The following is a 15,441-nucleotide window of genomic DNA, read 5'->3' on the forward strand; positions in this document are numbered from 1 at the left end:
GCTCCTTTAATCTCAATTACATTTTAGTAGTTGGGCTCTTAAAGGGGCTTTTAGTTCTTCTTACATTTTTCTTTTAGCTTTTTTCTTATTTTAATCATCGTTTATTTCGCTTTTTTTATCGATTTTTATAAAAAAAGTGAAAGAGATCAGCCACTCTGATGGTAAAATAGGCAGAAAGTAGAGTGTTATGAGATAAAGGGAGTGATCCTAATATCGCTATTTTTGACATCTCTATCTCAGATTTCTCTTTAATAAGAGCTATGCTAAAGAAGGATTATTAAACTATGCGTAATATCTTCAAAAAATCTCCCCTCCTTAACATGAAAAAAGTGGCTGTTGCCGTTGGTGCTGCACTACTTTTAACCACGGCAGCAGAAGCGTGTACCCGTGTTGTATTCCATGGTGATAATGATCGTAATATTACGGCAAGATCGATGGATTGGAAGAGTGATGTGGGGACTAACTTATGGATCCTTCCAAAGGGAATGGCACGTACGGGTGAAGCGGGAGATCGATCGATTGAGTGGGTCTCTCAGTATGGAAGCTTAGTTGCAACAGGTTATGATATCTCCACAACAGATGGCGTGAATGAGGCGGGGCTTAATGCGAACCTTCTTTGGCTAGCGGAATCGGAATATCCCAATCCTTCTGTTCTCAATGAGAAGCCCACTATGGCAATCTCACTCTGGGCGCAATATATGCTCGATAATTTTGCCACTGTAGCAGAGGCGGTTGAATTTTTAGAGAAGGAACCTTTTATTATTGTTACGGCGGAAGTGCCGGGCGAGACACGTCTTGCGACCTTACATCTCTCTATGTCAGATGCAACGGGAGATAGCGCCATTGTCGAGTATGTTAATGGAGAGCAAGTGATTCATCATGACCGTAGTTACCAAGTGATGACAAACTCTCCTACATTCGATAAGCAGTTAGCGATGAATGAGTATTGGGAAGGCATTGGTGGGACGGTGGTATTGCCGGGAACCAATCGTGCGGCGGATCGTTTTGCACGAGCTTCATTCTATATCAATGCGATTCCGACAGGCGGATCGATGAAGGATTCGATCTCTAGTGTCTTTAGTGTCATTCGCAATGTCTCTGTTCCTTATGGACTGAATACGGAAGAGGAACCTAATATCTCTTCAACACGATGGCGTACGGTAGTCGATCATAAAGAGGGGCTCTATTTCTTTGAATCTGCGATCTCTCCCAATATCTTCTGGGTTGATCTTAAAAAGATTGATTTTGCGCCAGGCGAGCAGAATGTGAAAAAACTCGATTTAGGTCAGAATCAATCGCATATCTATTCAGGCGAGGTCTCTTCAGAGTTTGTCGTAACGCCGGCATTTAAGTTCCTCGGTGTTACTGAAGCACAAATTCAGGATGAGATGGCGAAAGAGCGTGCTGAAGAGAAGGCTTTTGAAGCGAAAGAGGAAGCTAAACTCAGAGAGAATGAGAGTGTTGATAGTGTCCCGCTCTAATGATTGATGGGACTGGTAGGATTGCCGAGATCGATAAGATCCATAAGATCCATAAGATCAATAAGCCTCGATGAGGCCAATGTATTGATCAGTTAAGATATCGCTTTAGCCGGCAATAAGGCTGGTGAAATAGAAAAGCACTGATTGTTAGGATCAGTGCTTTTTGTGTTATTAGGCAATGGAATAGAAGCAGACTCTAAGCTGCGACATTCTCTTTAACAGCTGCCGGTGCATCATCAGATTTAGGCATCTCTTTGAGCTTATTGAGATCCTCTTTCTTGCCATCGAAGAGCTCTTTTGCCTTATCAACGGCATTATCGAGATTCTCTTTTTGTTGATCAAAAAGTTCTTTGACATTCTCCGATGCATTATCAACGCTCTTTTTAAGATCTTCTTTCATCTCATTGAGGGCACTCTTTTTATCTGCTGCATCTTCTTCAATAGTTGTTGCATCAGTTGAGGCAGTCTCTTTGACTTGATCGATCGCAGCATCTGCTGCTGTTGCAGTATCTGTTGCCGCCGCTTCAATAGCCTTTTCTGCGACTTCAGTATCTGCTTTCACTTCTGCTTCACTTGTATCTGTACGGTAGATCTTATCACCACTCATTTTTGCGCCCCAAGGAAGGTCAGAGTTTTGCCAACCATTTTCAATGCGGAAGCCCTTCATTTCACCCTCTTTAACTGCATCACCTTGGAAGCCATTGATAACATAGTGTGCGTTACTAAATCCTGCTTCACGTAGAGCTTCTGCGCTTGGCTTTCCTCGCTCACTACCTGAACGACACATGGTGATAATCATTGTCTCTTTAGGAAGATTTTTAGCTTCTAATGCCGCAGCAACTTCTTTAGCGAATTGATCATTCTTATTCATCTTAAACGCGCCACGCTCATCACTCCATTCTGTTCGATCAACGATTAAAAAGGGAATATTGAGATCGACAACATCAGTACTACCAACAAACATAATCTCTACAGGATCACGGACATCAATAAAGAGAACAGGTGTCTCGCCTTCCGTCTTTAATTGATAAGTCTCTTGAGGTGTTAAGCCCATCTCTTCTGCAGCAAAAGACCATGAAGCAAGAAGAAATAGGGAGGATAAAATCAATTTTTTCATAATAGTCACTCTCTTAACTAGTTGAAAATAGATCATTCGATCGCTATCGATAATTAGCCGATGGTTGAGTTGATCGATATGAGTGATAGACTCGCTCTATCTCCTCTATTTTAACAGATATCATATATTTTTGTATATTGAAGGAGTTTGGTAATGACTGGCCAGATATAGAGAAGTTAGAGCTCTAGAGAAGTACCACAATAATAGGTGTCGTAACGGCAGAGAGGATCGTCGTTAAGATAATACTTGAGGCGACGGCATCCTCAATCACTTGGAATTTTAAGGCCATAAGATAGACATTCATCCCTGTAGCGATGGAGCCTAAAATGACAATTGCCTTTGTCTCAAAGGGAGGAAGTCCCATCAAGAGTGCAACGCCCCAAATGATAAGAGGATGCAGAATTAATTTAAAAAAGGTGATATTAAGGCTCAACTTGAGATTTGCACCTAGACGATATTTAGCTAATCCCATTCCCAGGACCAAAAGGGAAAGGGGTGCGACCATATCAGAGAACATCTCAATGGTATGGGTTGCAAAAGTTGGCATCGGCACTCGAAGAAAGCTCACTAAAAGTCCCAGCATAATGCCGATGACAATCGGGTTTTTAAGAACGCCACGGAAGGTGAGGAGAAACCCTTTAAGAGAGAGCGATCCATGGTCTGCCCATTCAATGGCAACGGAGACTAAACTCCAAAGAAGAAGCGCATTGAAGGAGATTACCAGTGCCGATACTGCAATCGCTTCACTTCCCATAAAGAGCATAATAAGGGGAATTCCAATCATCACATTATTGGAGAAGATGCCACCCATTCCAAAGACAGCCGCCTCTTGCGCACTCCGTTTTAAGATCCACTTGACATAGATTTGTGCAATAAAGAAGAGGATAAAAGAGGCGCCGAAATAGGCAATAATCAGACGCGGGTCCATCTCCTCTTGAGTATGAAAGCGACTCATCACACCAAAGAGCATCACCGGGATTGCCAGATTGAAGAGAAAACGCGTTAATCCTTCTGTAAAGGTATTACTCCAACGGAAGATGCGGACTAGAATATAGCCGGTTGCAATCAGAATAAAAAAGGGTAGAAGGGCGTAAAATTGGGTCGCAAAGGCATGTAGAAAGAGTGTCATGGTCAGCGCTCAGAGAAAAGTGGAGTTAGGGAGAATAGAGTGATCTATCCTTTTAGGGATTTGTGATCTAAATCAAATGTGATCTAAATCAAAAGTGTCTCTCCACTGTAGCAGAGCATTTTCAAAGTAGAAAGAGGAGGTAAAATACTTTTTTATCACTCTCTATCAGAGGATCTTTCAACCTCTTTTGGTTACTAGGAAGCTTGATCTATATAGCCTTTAGCGGGTTCTACCTTTCTATTTAAGATGTGATTATCTATAATATGTAAATATTAATAAAATGATTACAGTTAGGTTTTACTGTAAATATTACGTTAAGTATTACGGCTAAGTATTACGTAAAGAGAGACAAGGAGCCGGTCAGATTAAGGGCAACGTAGTTTCTCCCCTCCTCTTTAGGAAGAGAGCTATGTTGAAGATCAAAGTATTTTGATCACTGATTCGCTTATCCATTGTACTTAAAACAAAAGGCAAAGAGAGATGAAAAAAATTGCGATAGTAGTGGGTTTAGTATTAGGGCTTGCAGCATGTGGGGACCATGATGAAGCGTACTATATGAAGCATCTAAATAAAGCCCAAGATATGGTCAAAAATTGTGAGAAACGCCTTGATAATGCCCGTAAAAAAGGGGGAGAAAAGGGTGTTGCGCTAGTGGAAAATGATCAAGCTTGTATCGCAGCACAGAAAGCTTTGGATCAAGCTGCTTTAGATCTAGAGATGGAGCACTTCTCGGAGATTGAAGCGAGACTTGAGCGTGAGCATGGCGAGAAAAATTGGCAAGAAGTTCTTTCCGTTTATGATGCTATGGCTTGTAATGAAGCGACCACGGCACATGAAAATGTTGAGTGTAATGCCTTTAATAAATTGGTAAAGAACGCAAAGATTGAGGGGAAAAAGGTTCTTTTCGAAGAGAACTTAGATAATCTCTATCGTCATGAGCATCAATTTTGTGGCAAAAATCCAACAGAATCGACACTTTGCCAATTATGGAAAGATGTGCGAGATGAGAAGAGCTATGAGATGTTAACACCGCTCTCATTGATGGAGCTACAAGCGATTCATCCACAGTTTTGTGCTGAAAGCCATGCCGCGACGGCAGATTGTGATATCTGGAAACGCGTTTGGAAAGAGAAAAATAATCTTGCAGTCGAGCAATATAAACAGGATCGAGCGCTCTTTATCTCTGGATACAATCGTTGTGTTGATCGTATGGCGAAAGTTGACCGTAATAGTGGTTTAACTGCTACTGAGAAGCGCAATGCAAAGCGTAAGATTAGAGAGACAACACCTTGTTCCCAAATTGAAGCGGCCTTTATTGAAAAAGGTATGGGAAGTAGCACCAATTTTGGAAAGCATATTGGAGAGTAGTAGGATTCAATAGTCGACTTTATAGTAGAGCGAATAGGTGGGGCGATAATTGCTTCCTTATTCGTAATCATTTGAAAGCGACTTAATCCATCTAGCTTACTCTTTAATAGCAGATGGAAATCATCGTGAATTGTAGAAAACGCAAAGAGGCTGACATTCTATTTGTCAGCCTCTTCTTATTGTGGTGTAAAATTTTAGTGTGCGCTTAGTGGCATCATTCGGAATTATGCCGCTTCCTTCCTGAGTAGGACGAAAGGAACAGGAGAGAGAGGTTCTCTATTTTGCATCAATTGATGCCGGCGATTAATCAATTTTTGAGCGTGATAGAGTGCTTCAGTTAATACTTTTAGCTCTTTGCGTCTCCAAAAAGGTGCCTTTTGTAGCTGGATCTCTGCTTTTGTGATCTTCTCGCCAATTGCCTTGGGGGTTTCTGCACTAAATTCATTGGCGATTAATAGAACATTGTTAAAATGGCGCTCTCTCTTAATACGAAGATTCTCTTTTTGGCGTTGGGTCAATAATAAGTTTAATAGATCGGTCAATAACATCTCTCTTCTCCTTTTAGTGACGCAGTTGAGCTCTCTTAGAATCGACTTAATCACTTTTTTATCCGTTTTCAGTTAGATCTTGATGTGATCTTTGATGTAATAAATATTACATTTATGTAATGGTTATTGCAATACATATTTGTAATATTTCTGCTGGAACTTTTACGGTTTTAGATGCTGTAATTGTAACTCATTGGAATAAAAGGAGAATATATTGAGTGCATCGTACATTTAAAAGTGGTGGATAAAGAGATAGGTAAAGAGAAATGGGAGAATGATCAATCTTATTGATGCAATGAAGAGTAGATTAAACGATCAAACGATCAGACGCTCGAATGAATCGAGCGATATCTGCTCTCTAATTATTAGCAGATATCAACCCATTTTCCGATCACAACACCATTGATAGAGGCATTTCCACGAATCTCTATCGGCTTATCTCCCCAGTTAGGATTGAGAGGGATAATATATTTTTTACCATCTGGTTCAATGACCAATTGTTTGAAGGTAGCGCTATCACTCCCTTCAAGTGTCACAATGATGCATGATTTGTTTTCCGGCATCTTCGCGGGATCGACAAAGATAATATCCCCATCTTCAAAGGAGGGGCTACCATTAGGATTCATCATACTAATGCCGGAGACTTTAAGAGCAAAAGTTCCTTTACTATGGGGCGCAGGGCAGGGAACCCATTTAATGAGATCATCTGCTGGAATTTGGCCGGCATCACTAAAATGACCCGCGGCAACCCAAGAGATCACTGGGATCATTCCTTGTAGCGCGGCAGGATTGATAGGAACATCGGGCTCTTCCGTCTGCTCGAGATACATATTGGGCATCTCTGCTAACTCTTCGATGGAACGAGCTTTTCGCTCCCCAAAAACACGGCGACCATTAATAAGGGCCGAGAGCTCACCTTGATTCATCCCGGTCTTCTCAATAAAGGCAGCTTGTTTTCCCCCGTAATAGCGATCAATCCATGCTTTTAAGTTTTCTGCTCTAATTCTTGCTGCTTCTTTCATTTTTAACACCTCTCTAGTTAACACATAAATGTAAATTATATAGTTGCAATGGTCAATCAATTGCGCACTCAATTACATAAATATAATGAAATAGAGGGGAATTAGATGGTTTTGCTGTGAAAAGAGAGAGGAATAATGATAGTTGAGGATCTACTTATCGATGGCCGTATTATATTTATGAATTGATTATGAATTTACCTTTGTAGCCATATTTTGTACAATTAATCGTGAGATTGTTAGCATATCTGTGGAATTAGTTAAATTAACTATAGCGTCTTAATAGGGAGGTCTGTGATGTATAATGAGTTAAAAACTGCTCAAGCGGCTGCCTATTTAATAGCAAGAGAAGGTGGGCGTATGTACCATCTTAAGTTAATGAAATTGCTCTACTTATCAGATAGAAGAAGCTTAGAAAAATATAATAACTCAATATCGGGCGATACTTACTACTCTATGAAAAATGGGCCTGTATTATCTTATACACTCGATCTGATAAACGAGGATCATCGTTATAACTCCCTATGGAAATCATGGATTACAGATAAAGAAGATCATCAGGTTGGAACAACTTTTGTTTTATCTGGAGAAGAGAGTTTAGATCAATTAGAGGAGCTATCTGATAATGATTTATCAATCTTAGATGAAATTTATCGTCAATATGGACATTATGATCGATGGGCGCTTGTTGATTTAACTCATGACCCTAATATCATTCCAGAGTGGTCTTCTCCTGATCACTCCTGTAAACCAATTGATATCAGAACTTTATTGACGCACTTAGGGAAGAATGAAGAGACTATAAAGTTTTATCTTGAAAGAGAAGAGCTAGAGAGAGAAGTCTCGGGAATTATCGCTAGGAATCAGTGATGATCAGATCTAGAGCATCTATTTTAATGTATACACGCTCTCAAAATAAGGATGATGATAGACATCTATTCATTGTATTAACAAATCCTTGTGAAGATAAAATCACTCAACGACAGGAACTGGTATTGCTTGTTAATTTTACCACTGTCAGGGATGGTGTTGACTATGATGATGCTTGTATTGTGGAAGCGGGCTCTCATCCATTTATAAAGAGAAAGAGTTATATCTTTTACAAAGAGGCGAGAATTGAGCAAGCTCTGTTTATAAAAAATGCAATTGAAGCAGGGAATTGAAGCAGGGGATTTTATTGTAAAGTCAAAAGTATCAAGTGATTTATACTCTAAGATTGTTGAGGGATTGTATAAATCTAGATATGTTGCTAGGAAATATCGTCGGTTTTTCAAGCAGGCTTATCATCAGGGCGCATGTAGCGACCTTCAGCAAAGTATTATTGATAATTACCTTAAGTAGTGAAGGCGATTCTACTGAAACTTGAAATAAAATAAATCATTAAATCATTAAATTATTGAAAAAGCCCTGATTAACTCTGTTTTACGAATAGCTGCTAATCAGGGCTTTGCTATCTTGGCGCGCCTAAGAGGGATCGAACCTCTGACCTTTGGTTTCGGAAACCAACACTCTATCCAACTGAGCTATAGGCGCTTTAAAGTGAGCTATTATAACATTGAATAGAGATGATGGGAATAATGTTTTCGCTTACTCGATGTTTTGAATCTGTTCACGAATCTGTTCAATTAATACTTTGAGGTCAACACCGATCTGTGTGAGGATCACATCTTGTGACTTTGAGCCTAAAGTATTCGCTTCGCGATTGAGCTCTTGGGTAAGGAAGTCGAGTCGGCGTCCTACGGGCTCTTTGCGATTGAAGACATCTCGCATCTCTGCAATATGTGCCGTTAAACGATCAATCTCTTCATCAATATCGAGACGTTGAGTGATATAGACAAGCTCCTGTTCAAAGCGTTGCGGATCATGTTCGATCTCTAATTTCTCTAATCGAGAGAGGAGACGCTCTTCAATCTTCTCAATCGCGATTGGACGTTGCTCTTTAGCTTTTTCAACTAATACTTCCATCTGGTTGAGGCGATCGAGCATCATCTCTTTCAATCTTTCCCCTTCACGCTCTCTATTGGCTAAAAAGGCGATAATCGCGTGATCAAAGAGCTCAAATAGCTTCCCTTTAATCGATTCGGCATCGAGTGAAGTAGGGCGCATAACGCCGGGAAGTTGAATCAGCTCTAGCGCGGTAAGTTCCCCTTTCTTTCCTAAAAGGGCATTTGCGCTCTCATGGATCGCTAAGATCTCTTTTGCAGCTTGTTCATTAAAGGTAAGATGATGGCTCTCTGCATCATCAAAGTTGATACGGATACCGACCTCAACCTTTCCGCGAGATACTGCTTTTTGCAAGCGCTCTCTCAATTCTGGCTCTAAAGCCCTTAAGAGTTCCGGCATCTTGAAAGTAGGGTCTAGATAGCGACTATTAACACTGCGAATCTCAAGACTCAATTGGCCAATATCGCTAGTTGTGGTTTCGCGGGCAAATCCCGTCATGGAACGTAACATAATTATCCTTTATTTTTTAAGCGGTTCTATTTTTTTACTGATGGATTACCATCTATTCTATTGCTCTATCTCTTTCTTCACTCATCAGTGATCAACTATCAACCATTAGCTATCAGCCATCACCTTTCGATATTTGATACTCGATGATTGATATTCGATAGCCGATGATTAAATAGTGGTATCACTAGTCGATCATCTCTGCAAAAACATAAGCTTTGAGCAGATCAAAGGTGGCAATCATCGAATCGATATGTGTTCGCTCTTGCGCATGGGAGGATTCAATACCTGGGCCAATTAAAGCATGGCGAATATCATATCCGGCACGAATTGCCGCAGAAGCATCGGATCCATAGAAAGGGTAGATGTCGACTTGATGTGGAATCTTATTCTCTCTTGCTAAGGTGATCATCTGATTTGTGAGAGCATAGTGATAGGGTCCGGATGAATCTTTTGCACAGATTGAGACGGAGTACTCATCGGTTGTCTGCCCATCACCTATTGCCCCCATATCAACAGCGAGATACTCCACGACCTCTTCAGGAATAGAGGCATTTCCACCAAAACCGATCTCCTCATTATTAGAGAAGTAGAAGTAGAGCGTATAGGGAGGGATTTTAGCGGTTGTGAGCCACTCAAGGAGAGAGAGAAGTAGGGCGACGCTCGCTTTATCATCAAGATGACGAGATTTAATAAATTGGCTCGTTGTATATTGAAAGCGAGGGTCGAATGAGACAAAATCTCCCGGCGCAATCCCTAACTTGAGTGTCTCCTCTTTAGAACGACTCTTCTCATCGAGGCGAACTTCAATATTTTGATCATTACGGGGAAGATCGCCGGCATTTTGATAGACATGGACGGAGGTCTCATGCATTAAGATGGTGCCGGTAAATGTTTTGCCATCTCGAGTATGGATCTGGCAATACTCCCCCTCTACTGCATTCCAGTTAAAGCCCCCAATTTTTGTCAGTTTTAAGCGACCATCACTCTTAACCTCTTTCACCATTGCCCCTAATGTATCGACATGGGCTGTCAGGAGGCGTGCTCGATTCTTCTCTTGACCTTCTACTTTGGCAATAATCGCCCCTTTATTGGTTATCTCAATGGGGAGATCAAACTGGCTTAACTCACTAAAGATTGCCGCAAGAGCCTCTTCTGTATAGCCTGATGGTGAGGGGATATTGACGATTTTTTCTAAACGTTGAAGTAGCGATTGAAGATTGAGTGACATACGATTCCTTCTATCAAATAGAGAGAGTTAATTAAAATTTGGGTAAATTAAGATAATTTAAGATGAGCCGAGATGAGTCGAGATGAGTTGAGATAAATCGAAATGAATCGGTAAGTGCAGAGATAGATATCGATATGATCGGCATTCTATCTCTGCTCCTATCTTTTTTTATTTTGACCTATTTTGACCTATTTTAATCTCTATTGATCTATTTCGATCTTGATATTTTAGATAGCCCTTATATCGAGGGGTAGCGTAGATTTGAACTCTATGAGCGCCATGAACTCTATTGAAATTGAGTTTGAATAGCGTTCGAATGACGCTTGAATAGAGGTTAAATAATTGGTCAAATAATTACGCTCTACTTTTTCGCTCTTGCCAAAGTTTGAGCAATGCCTCGATTAGGTCACGGCCTAAAAAGGAGCCTGTCTCTGTATCAATTTGGCGAATACCGGTTGGGCTGGTGACATTGATCTCGGTAAGATAATCACCGATTACATCGAGCCCTACAAAGTAGAGTCCTCGTTTGACAAGTTCAGGTCCTAGCTTCTCACAGATCATTCGATCATTCTCTGATAGCGTTTGTACGACACCGGTAGCGCCGGCAGCAAGATTACCTCGAGTCTCATTGGCTGCAGGTACACGGGCAAGAAGGTGGGGCGCCGGAACGCCATTGATCAGAATAATCCGCTTATCACCCTTCTTAATCTCTGGAATATAGCGTTGAACCATAATAGAGGTCTGATTATGTTCCGTCATTGTCTCAAGAATCACATTTAAGTTAGGATCATTATCAGTGACGCGGAAGATTGAGCTTCCGCCCATGCCATCGAGAGGTTTAACGATGGTATCGTGATGCTGGGCGATAAACGCTTTGATCTTATCACTTTGGCTTGAGACGAGCGTAGGAGGCGTTAACTCAGGGAACCAAGCAGTAAACATCTTCTCATTACAATCGCGTAGAGAATCAGGGCGGTTGCAGACAAAAGCACCTTGACGCTCCATCAACTCTAAGAGATAGGTGGCATGGATATAGTGCATATTGAAGGGTGGATCTTTACGTTGAAGGACAATATCATTCTCTCCAAAGATGATATTTTCAGCCTCATCTAGTTGATACCAATCCTCAAAGCTCGCAAGTTCTCGCTCATTTTTGAGTTTTAAATTGATCTTCTGTGCCGTTGTTTGGACAGCACCATCTAATAGGTAGATCGATTCTTGACGACTATAGTAGATGGGGAGTCCTAAACTCACTGCGCCCATCATCATGCCGATTGTTGTATCTTTCTGCGCGGGAAGGGACTCAATAGGGTCCATAATAAAGATAATTCGAGCTTCTCTTGTCATAACGTTCCTTTTGCGGGTTGAAATCCCATCTCATAATATCGATTGGGTTATTTTACCACTTTCTCACTAAGAGTGATCTTCCGCAATGCTACACACTCCTGTTTAATCAAATTCTTCATGGGTTTGGAGATATTCATCATTTTCAATCTCGATCGTTCGTTCTGCTGCTTCACTCCAATCGCCGATAATTCCTTGCAGTGTGGAGATCACGGAGAGTGCCGCTGTTTCAGTGCGTAAGATTCTAGGTCCTAACGTCACGCTATGCGCACCCGCTTTCTGAAGTAGTTCAATCTCTTCATCACTTAATCCCCCTTCAGGGCCAATGATAAAGGTGATCGATGCCGGCATTGTCTCGCCATCTTCTAGATCATGAGATAGAAAGTTCCCTAGACTCTGTTCAGCCGTAGGGGAGAGCGTAATGAGCAGTGACTCCTCTTCAGAAGAGTGATTTTCGATCCACTCTTTAAGCGCAATCGGTTCATGAAGTTGTGGGGGAATATTGAGCCCGCACTGTTCACAAGCAGAGGTGATGATCTGGTGCCAACGTTCGAGACGTTTTGGTAATTGCTCCTTTTTCAGGTGAAGAATACTTCGCTCTGTCACAATAGGTGTGATGGAGTGCATGCCGAGTTCACTTCCTTTTTGCAGCACAAAGTCCATCTTCTCCCCTTTAACAAGGGATTGTAGGATATTGATTTTGATACGACTCCCTCGATTGATCGGATTATATTTTTTAAGACGAACGGTTAAGTGTCGTTTTGTAATTTCGATGATAATGCCATGATATTCGCCACCTTCACCATTGAAGAGTACGATAGAATCACCCTCGCGATGGCGTAAGACACGGACAATATAGTTATAATCCTCATCTTCTAAAATAATATCGGCACCAATAGCTAAGGGTTGATTGACGTAGCGACGCATGAAGACTCCTTTATCGCTTGAGTTAAATTTTTAAGTGGAATTTCAAGTGAAATTTTAAGTAAAGTTTTTGAGTGAAATCGGAAAATGAAAGGCGCTTAATCAATTGGCTAAATTGACTAAACGCCTTCTAAAGAGCTTGTAGAATGCTTTCTATTGATTTCGTTGACGCGCTAACTCTGCAATCGAGAGTCCTGCATCTTCCTCATCATCCTCATAGAGTGATTCACGTTCATGAGCTGACTGAATATATTTCACACCATGATTTTTAAGTTGTTGGTTTCTAAATTGAAGATACGCTTCACGTTGGAAGACATAAGGGTCGAGCGCTGCGGTTGTTGTCACCGACTCAACATCGAGTAATTTACTGCGAAGATCGATTCCACCGGCCACTAATACCCCTAGGCTAACCCAATCATTAAAGGCATAAGCATAAGGAGTTGCAAAGACATCGGCAACAACACCGACAGTATCTCGGGAAGTTGATGGACCAATCAATGGAACAACAAAATAGTTACTATTAGCCCAACCCATCTTGGCAAAAGTAACGCCCATATCATTCTTCTGTTTAGGGGGGAGATTAAAGAGTTCTGTAACATCCACTAAACCTAAAAGACCAAAGGTTGAGTTGAAGACAAAGCGGTGGAGACTCTCTAATGCGGCAACAGGTTCACCTTGCGTTAAGTTAACAACGGTATAACGTGTGTCTGCTAAGTTTTCAAGGGCATTACTAACGCCGGTACGAACTGTTTTAGGAACGACCTTAACGTAGCCCTTTGCAACAGGTTTCGCAATAGCATTATCGACAGCGGTATTGAACTCGTAAGTCGCTCGGTTATAACCTTCATAAGGGTCATAAGGATTGGGAGGATTCCCGGCACATGCCGCCACAATCCAAGCGCAAGAGAGCGTTAAGAGGAGTTTTAGATGTTTCATAAAAAAGTCTCAAATAAGAATAACGTTATTCTAGATATCTGTTAGTAAATATAATCTTGAAGATCCTAGGATAGAAAAGAATCTATCGATATCGAAGCGATCGTTCCAAGATTGAGGATTTCGAATCTATAATTCTACCACTTGCCATCTTGAAACGATATCGATCCTGTTATGATTTTAAGCCCGTTCCTTTATGTAGCAGATAGTAAGCGACTGAAAAGAGAACGATCAAAAACCCTAAAAGTAGCGTAATCGCCGTAAAGATATTGATATCGGAAACTCCTAAAATACTATAACGGAAGGCACTCACCATATAGAGGACCGGGTTAAAGTAGGAGATATTTTGCCAAAACTCAGGTAAGAGAGAGACTGAGTAGAAGACGCCTCCTAGATAGGTTAAGGGGGTTAAGATAAAGGTCGGGATAATAGAGATATCATCAAAACTACGGGCGAAAATAGCATTAATTAAGCCGGCGAGAGAGAAGACGAGTGAGGTCAGAAGGAAGATGAGTAGCATCAGAAGGATATTATCGATCTTCATATCGATAAAGAAGAGCGCCACAATGGTAACAATCCCACCAACAGCTAATCCTCGGGCAACGCCCCCCATAACATATCCGGCAATAATCACAATATTGGGTACTGGTGCCACTAACATCTCTTCAATATGGTGAGAGTACTTTGCACTAAAGAAGGAGGAGACAACATTGGAATAGCTATTGCTAATCACCGTCATCATAATTAATCCCGGTGCGATAAATTGGGCATAAGTAACGCCATCCATTGCACCAACACGATCCCCAATCACCTTACCGAAGATGAGGAAGTAGAGAATAGTTGTGATAAGTGGCGGAAGCAGTGTTTGTGGCCAGATACGAACAAAACGATAGATCTCTTTTGTCAAAATAGTATAAAAAGCGATCCAATAAGCGCGGTTACTCATCTTTTGCTCCTGTTGTTTGTGGTTCATTGGTAATGCGAAGGAAGAGCTCCTCTAAGCGGTTTGCTTTATTTCGCATGGTATCGATCTTAATATTTTTAGTATTGAGTCCCATAAAGAGATCATTGATTGTATGGGGCTTGGTGATCTCTGCTTCTAAGGTCATAGGATCGATGAGCTTCAGCTCAATTCCTGGAATTTGTGGTAGCTCTGTTGCCGGCGTACTTAGATCAAGAATAAATGATTCTGATTGTAACTCTCGAAGAAGGGCACTCATTGAGCTCTGTTGAACAATCTCCCCATGGTTGATAATGGCGATATTTTTACACATCTGCTCCGCTTCCTCTAAGTAGTGAGTGGTCAGAATGATAGTTGTTCCGGCAGCATTGACACGTTTCATCAGCTCCCAGGTCTGTCTGCGAATCTCAATATCAACGCCGGCAGTCGGCTCATCAAGGATCAGAAGACGTGGATTGTGGACCAGTGCGCGTGCAATCATCAAGCGACGCTTCATGCCGCCTGAGAGTTCTCGCGCCATCACTTTGGCTTTATCCGTAAGATCTAATAATTTGAGTAACTCTGCAGTACGTTTTCTTGCCTCACTGCGAGGAATGCCTAGATAACCCGCTTGATTGATAACAATCTCTTCGCAAGGTTCAAAGGGATTGAAGTTAAATTCTTGTGGTACTAAGCCGATCATCGACTTTGCTAGATTGCGATTTTTTTGGGTATCGATCCCAAATACCTCAACATGGCCAGAAGTAGGTTGTACCAGATCGGTAATAATACCGATAGTGGTGGATTTTCCGGCACCATTCGGTCCTAATAGCGCAAAGAAATCTCCCTCTTTAACTTCTAAGTTGATCCCTTTCAGGGCGATTTTCCCATTTTGATACTGTTTTTTTAGATCTGTTATCTTGAGTGCTAATGGCGTTGACATAAACGATCCTCAT

The 15,441-nt window shown here is 41.3% G+C and carries 14 protein-coding genes, 1 tRNA gene and 1 pseudogene; 4 read left to right on the forward strand and 12 right to left on the reverse strand.

Going from position 1 to position 15,441, the window contains the following annotated elements:
• Nucleotides 1-320 precede the first annotated feature (320 nt).
• Nucleotides 321-1,481, forward strand: a complete 1,161-nt coding sequence (locus AC0SAP_RS06750; RefSeq protein WP_353623209.1) for a linear amide C-N hydrolase — start codon at nt 321-323, stop codon at nt 1,479-1,481.
• A 577-nt stretch (nt 1,482-2,058) separates the two neighbouring features.
• On the opposite strand, the pseudogene AC0SAP_RS06755 reads toward AC0SAP_RS06750, so the two are convergent.
• Nucleotides 2,059-2,598: pseudogene (locus AC0SAP_RS06755) on the reverse strand (rhodanese-like domain-containing protein); the annotation flags it as partial.
• A 184-nt stretch (nt 2,599-2,782) separates the two neighbouring features.
• A complete protein-coding gene (locus AC0SAP_RS06760; RefSeq protein WP_286481705.1) occupies nt 2,783-3,727 on the reverse strand; it encodes an AEC family transporter in 945 nt (314 codons plus the stop codon).
• A gap of 480 nt (nt 3,728-4,207) precedes the next feature.
• Between AC0SAP_RS06760 and AC0SAP_RS06765 the strand changes: the two genes are divergently transcribed.
• Nucleotides 4,208-5,095, forward strand: a complete 888-nt coding sequence (locus AC0SAP_RS06765; protein WP_473383554.1) for an EexN family lipoprotein — start codon at nt 4,208-4,210, stop codon at nt 5,093-5,095.
• Between the two features lie 224 nt (nt 5,096-5,319).
• Here AC0SAP_RS06765 and AC0SAP_RS06770 read toward each other — a convergent pair whose 3' ends face one another.
• Nucleotides 5,320-5,643: a hypothetical protein gene (locus tag AC0SAP_RS06770; RefSeq protein ID WP_473383556.1), complete on the reverse strand. Its 324-nt coding sequence runs from the start codon at nt 5,641-5,643 to the stop codon at nt 5,320-5,322.
• Between the two features lie 365 nt (nt 5,644-6,008).
• Nucleotides 6,009-6,665: a LexA family protein gene (locus tag AC0SAP_RS06775; RefSeq protein ID WP_094567906.1), complete on the reverse strand. Its 657-nt coding sequence runs from the start codon at nt 6,663-6,665 to the stop codon at nt 6,009-6,011.
• A gap of 294 nt (nt 6,666-6,959) precedes the next feature.
• On the opposite strand from AC0SAP_RS06775, the gene AC0SAP_RS06780 reads away from it, so the two are divergent.
• Nucleotides 6,960-7,532, forward strand: a complete 573-nt coding sequence (locus AC0SAP_RS06780) for a Panacea domain-containing protein (RefSeq protein WP_473383558.1) — start codon at nt 6,960-6,962, stop codon at nt 7,530-7,532.
• On the forward strand, nt 7,532-7,825 hold the full coding sequence (locus AC0SAP_RS06785) for a hypothetical protein (RefSeq protein WP_473383559.1): 294 nt from the start codon (nt 7,532-7,534) through the stop codon (nt 7,823-7,825). The genes AC0SAP_RS06780 and AC0SAP_RS06785 overlap by 1 nt, the downstream gene beginning before the upstream one ends.
• 293 nt (nt 7,826-8,118) lie before the next feature.
• Here AC0SAP_RS06785 and AC0SAP_RS06790 read toward each other — a convergent pair.
• The 8 genes from AC0SAP_RS06790 to AC0SAP_RS06825 all read right to left on the reverse strand — a co-directional run bounded on the left by AC0SAP_RS06790 (nt 8,119) and on the right by AC0SAP_RS06825 (nt 15,428).
• A tRNA-Arg gene (locus AC0SAP_RS06790) sits at nt 8,119-8,195 on the reverse strand.
• Nucleotides 8,196-8,249: 54 nt separating this feature from the next.
• Complete coding sequence (locus AC0SAP_RS06795) at nt 8,250-9,116, reverse strand: YicC/YloC family endoribonuclease (RefSeq protein ID WP_473383561.1); 867 nt, start codon at nt 9,114-9,116, stop codon at nt 8,250-8,252.
• Nucleotides 9,117-9,300: 184 nt separating this feature from the next.
• Entirely contained in the window at nt 9,301-10,344 is a 1,044-nt protein-coding gene (locus tag AC0SAP_RS06800) for a M42 family metallopeptidase (protein WP_473383562.1), read from the reverse strand.
• Between the two features lie 354 nt (nt 10,345-10,698).
• A complete protein-coding gene (gene gshB, locus AC0SAP_RS06805) occupies nt 10,699-11,691 on the reverse strand; it encodes a glutathione synthase (RefSeq protein WP_473383563.1) in 993 nt (330 codons plus the stop codon).
• 102 nt (nt 11,692-11,793) lie between these two features.
• A complete protein-coding gene (locus AC0SAP_RS06810; protein WP_473383565.1) occupies nt 11,794-12,615 on the reverse strand; it encodes a 16S rRNA (uracil(1498)-N(3))-methyltransferase in 822 nt (273 codons plus the stop codon).
• Between the two features lie 150 nt (nt 12,616-12,765).
• Complete coding sequence (locus tag AC0SAP_RS06815) at nt 12,766-13,548, reverse strand: MlaA family lipoprotein (RefSeq protein WP_473383566.1); 783 nt, start codon at nt 13,546-13,548, stop codon at nt 12,766-12,768.
• Nucleotides 13,549-13,717: 169 nt separating this feature from the next.
• Nucleotides 13,718-14,491 carry an ABC transporter permease gene (locus AC0SAP_RS06820; RefSeq protein ID WP_473383567.1) on the reverse strand — a complete coding sequence of 258 codons (774 nt, stop codon included), beginning with the start codon at nt 14,489-14,491 and terminating at the stop codon, nt 13,718-13,720.
• Nucleotides 14,484-15,428 carry an ABC transporter ATP-binding protein gene (locus tag AC0SAP_RS06825; RefSeq protein WP_473383569.1) on the reverse strand — a complete coding sequence of 315 codons (945 nt, stop codon included), beginning with the start codon at nt 15,426-15,428 and terminating at the stop codon, nt 14,484-14,486. The genes AC0SAP_RS06820 and AC0SAP_RS06825 overlap by 8 nt, the downstream gene beginning before the upstream one ends.
• Nucleotides 15,429-15,441 lie beyond the last annotated feature (13 nt).

The sequence above is a fragment of the Ignatzschineria sp. PL_is040 genome (assembly GCF_055813795.1).

Bases quoted from the DNA above. Each gene is read 5' to 3' on its own strand.
- AC0SAP_RS06750 (WP_353623209.1), top strand. From the start codon at position 321: ATGAAAAAAGTGGCTGTTGCCGTTGGTGCTGCACTACTTTTAACCACG.
- AC0SAP_RS06760 (WP_286481705.1), bottom strand. From the start codon at position 3,727: ATGACACTCTTTCTACATGCCTTTGCGACCCAATTTTACGCCCTTCTA.
- AC0SAP_RS06765 (WP_473383554.1), top strand. From the start codon at position 4,208: ATGAAAAAAATTGCGATAGTAGTGGGTTTAGTATTAGGGCTTGCAGCA.
- AC0SAP_RS06770 (WP_473383556.1), bottom strand. From the start codon at position 5,643: ATGTTATTGACCGATCTATTAAACTTATTATTGACCCAACGCCAAAAA.
- AC0SAP_RS06775 (WP_094567906.1), bottom strand. From the start codon at position 6,665: ATGAAAGAAGCAGCAAGAATTAGAGCAGAAAACTTAAAAGCATGGATT.
- AC0SAP_RS06780 (WP_473383558.1), top strand. From the start codon at position 6,960: ATGTATAATGAGTTAAAAACTGCTCAAGCGGCTGCCTATTTAATAGCA.
- AC0SAP_RS06785 (WP_473383559.1), top strand. From the start codon at position 7,532: ATGATCAGATCTAGAGCATCTATTTTAATGTATACACGCTCTCAAAAT.
- AC0SAP_RS06795 (WP_473383561.1), bottom strand. From the start codon at position 9,116: ATGTTACGTTCCATGACGGGATTTGCCCGCGAAACCACAACTAGCGAT.
- AC0SAP_RS06800 (WP_473383562.1), bottom strand. From the start codon at position 10,344: ATGTCACTCAATCTTCAATCGCTACTTCAACGTTTAGAAAAAATCGTC.
- gshB (WP_473383563.1), bottom strand. From the start codon at position 11,691: ATGACAAGAGAAGCTCGAATTATCTTTATTATGGACCCTATTGAGTCC.
- AC0SAP_RS06810 (WP_473383565.1), bottom strand. From the start codon at position 12,615: ATGCGTCGCTACGTCAATCAACCCTTAGCTATTGGTGCCGATATTATT.
- AC0SAP_RS06815 (WP_473383566.1), bottom strand. From the start codon at position 13,548: ATGAAACATCTAAAACTCCTCTTAACGCTCTCTTGCGCTTGGATTGTG.
- AC0SAP_RS06820 (WP_473383567.1), bottom strand. From the start codon at position 14,491: ATGAGTAACCGCGCTTATTGGATCGCTTTTTATACTATTTTGACAAAA.
- AC0SAP_RS06825 (WP_473383569.1), bottom strand. From the start codon at position 15,428: ATGTCAACGCCATTAGCACTCAAGATAACAGATCTAAAAAAACAGTAT.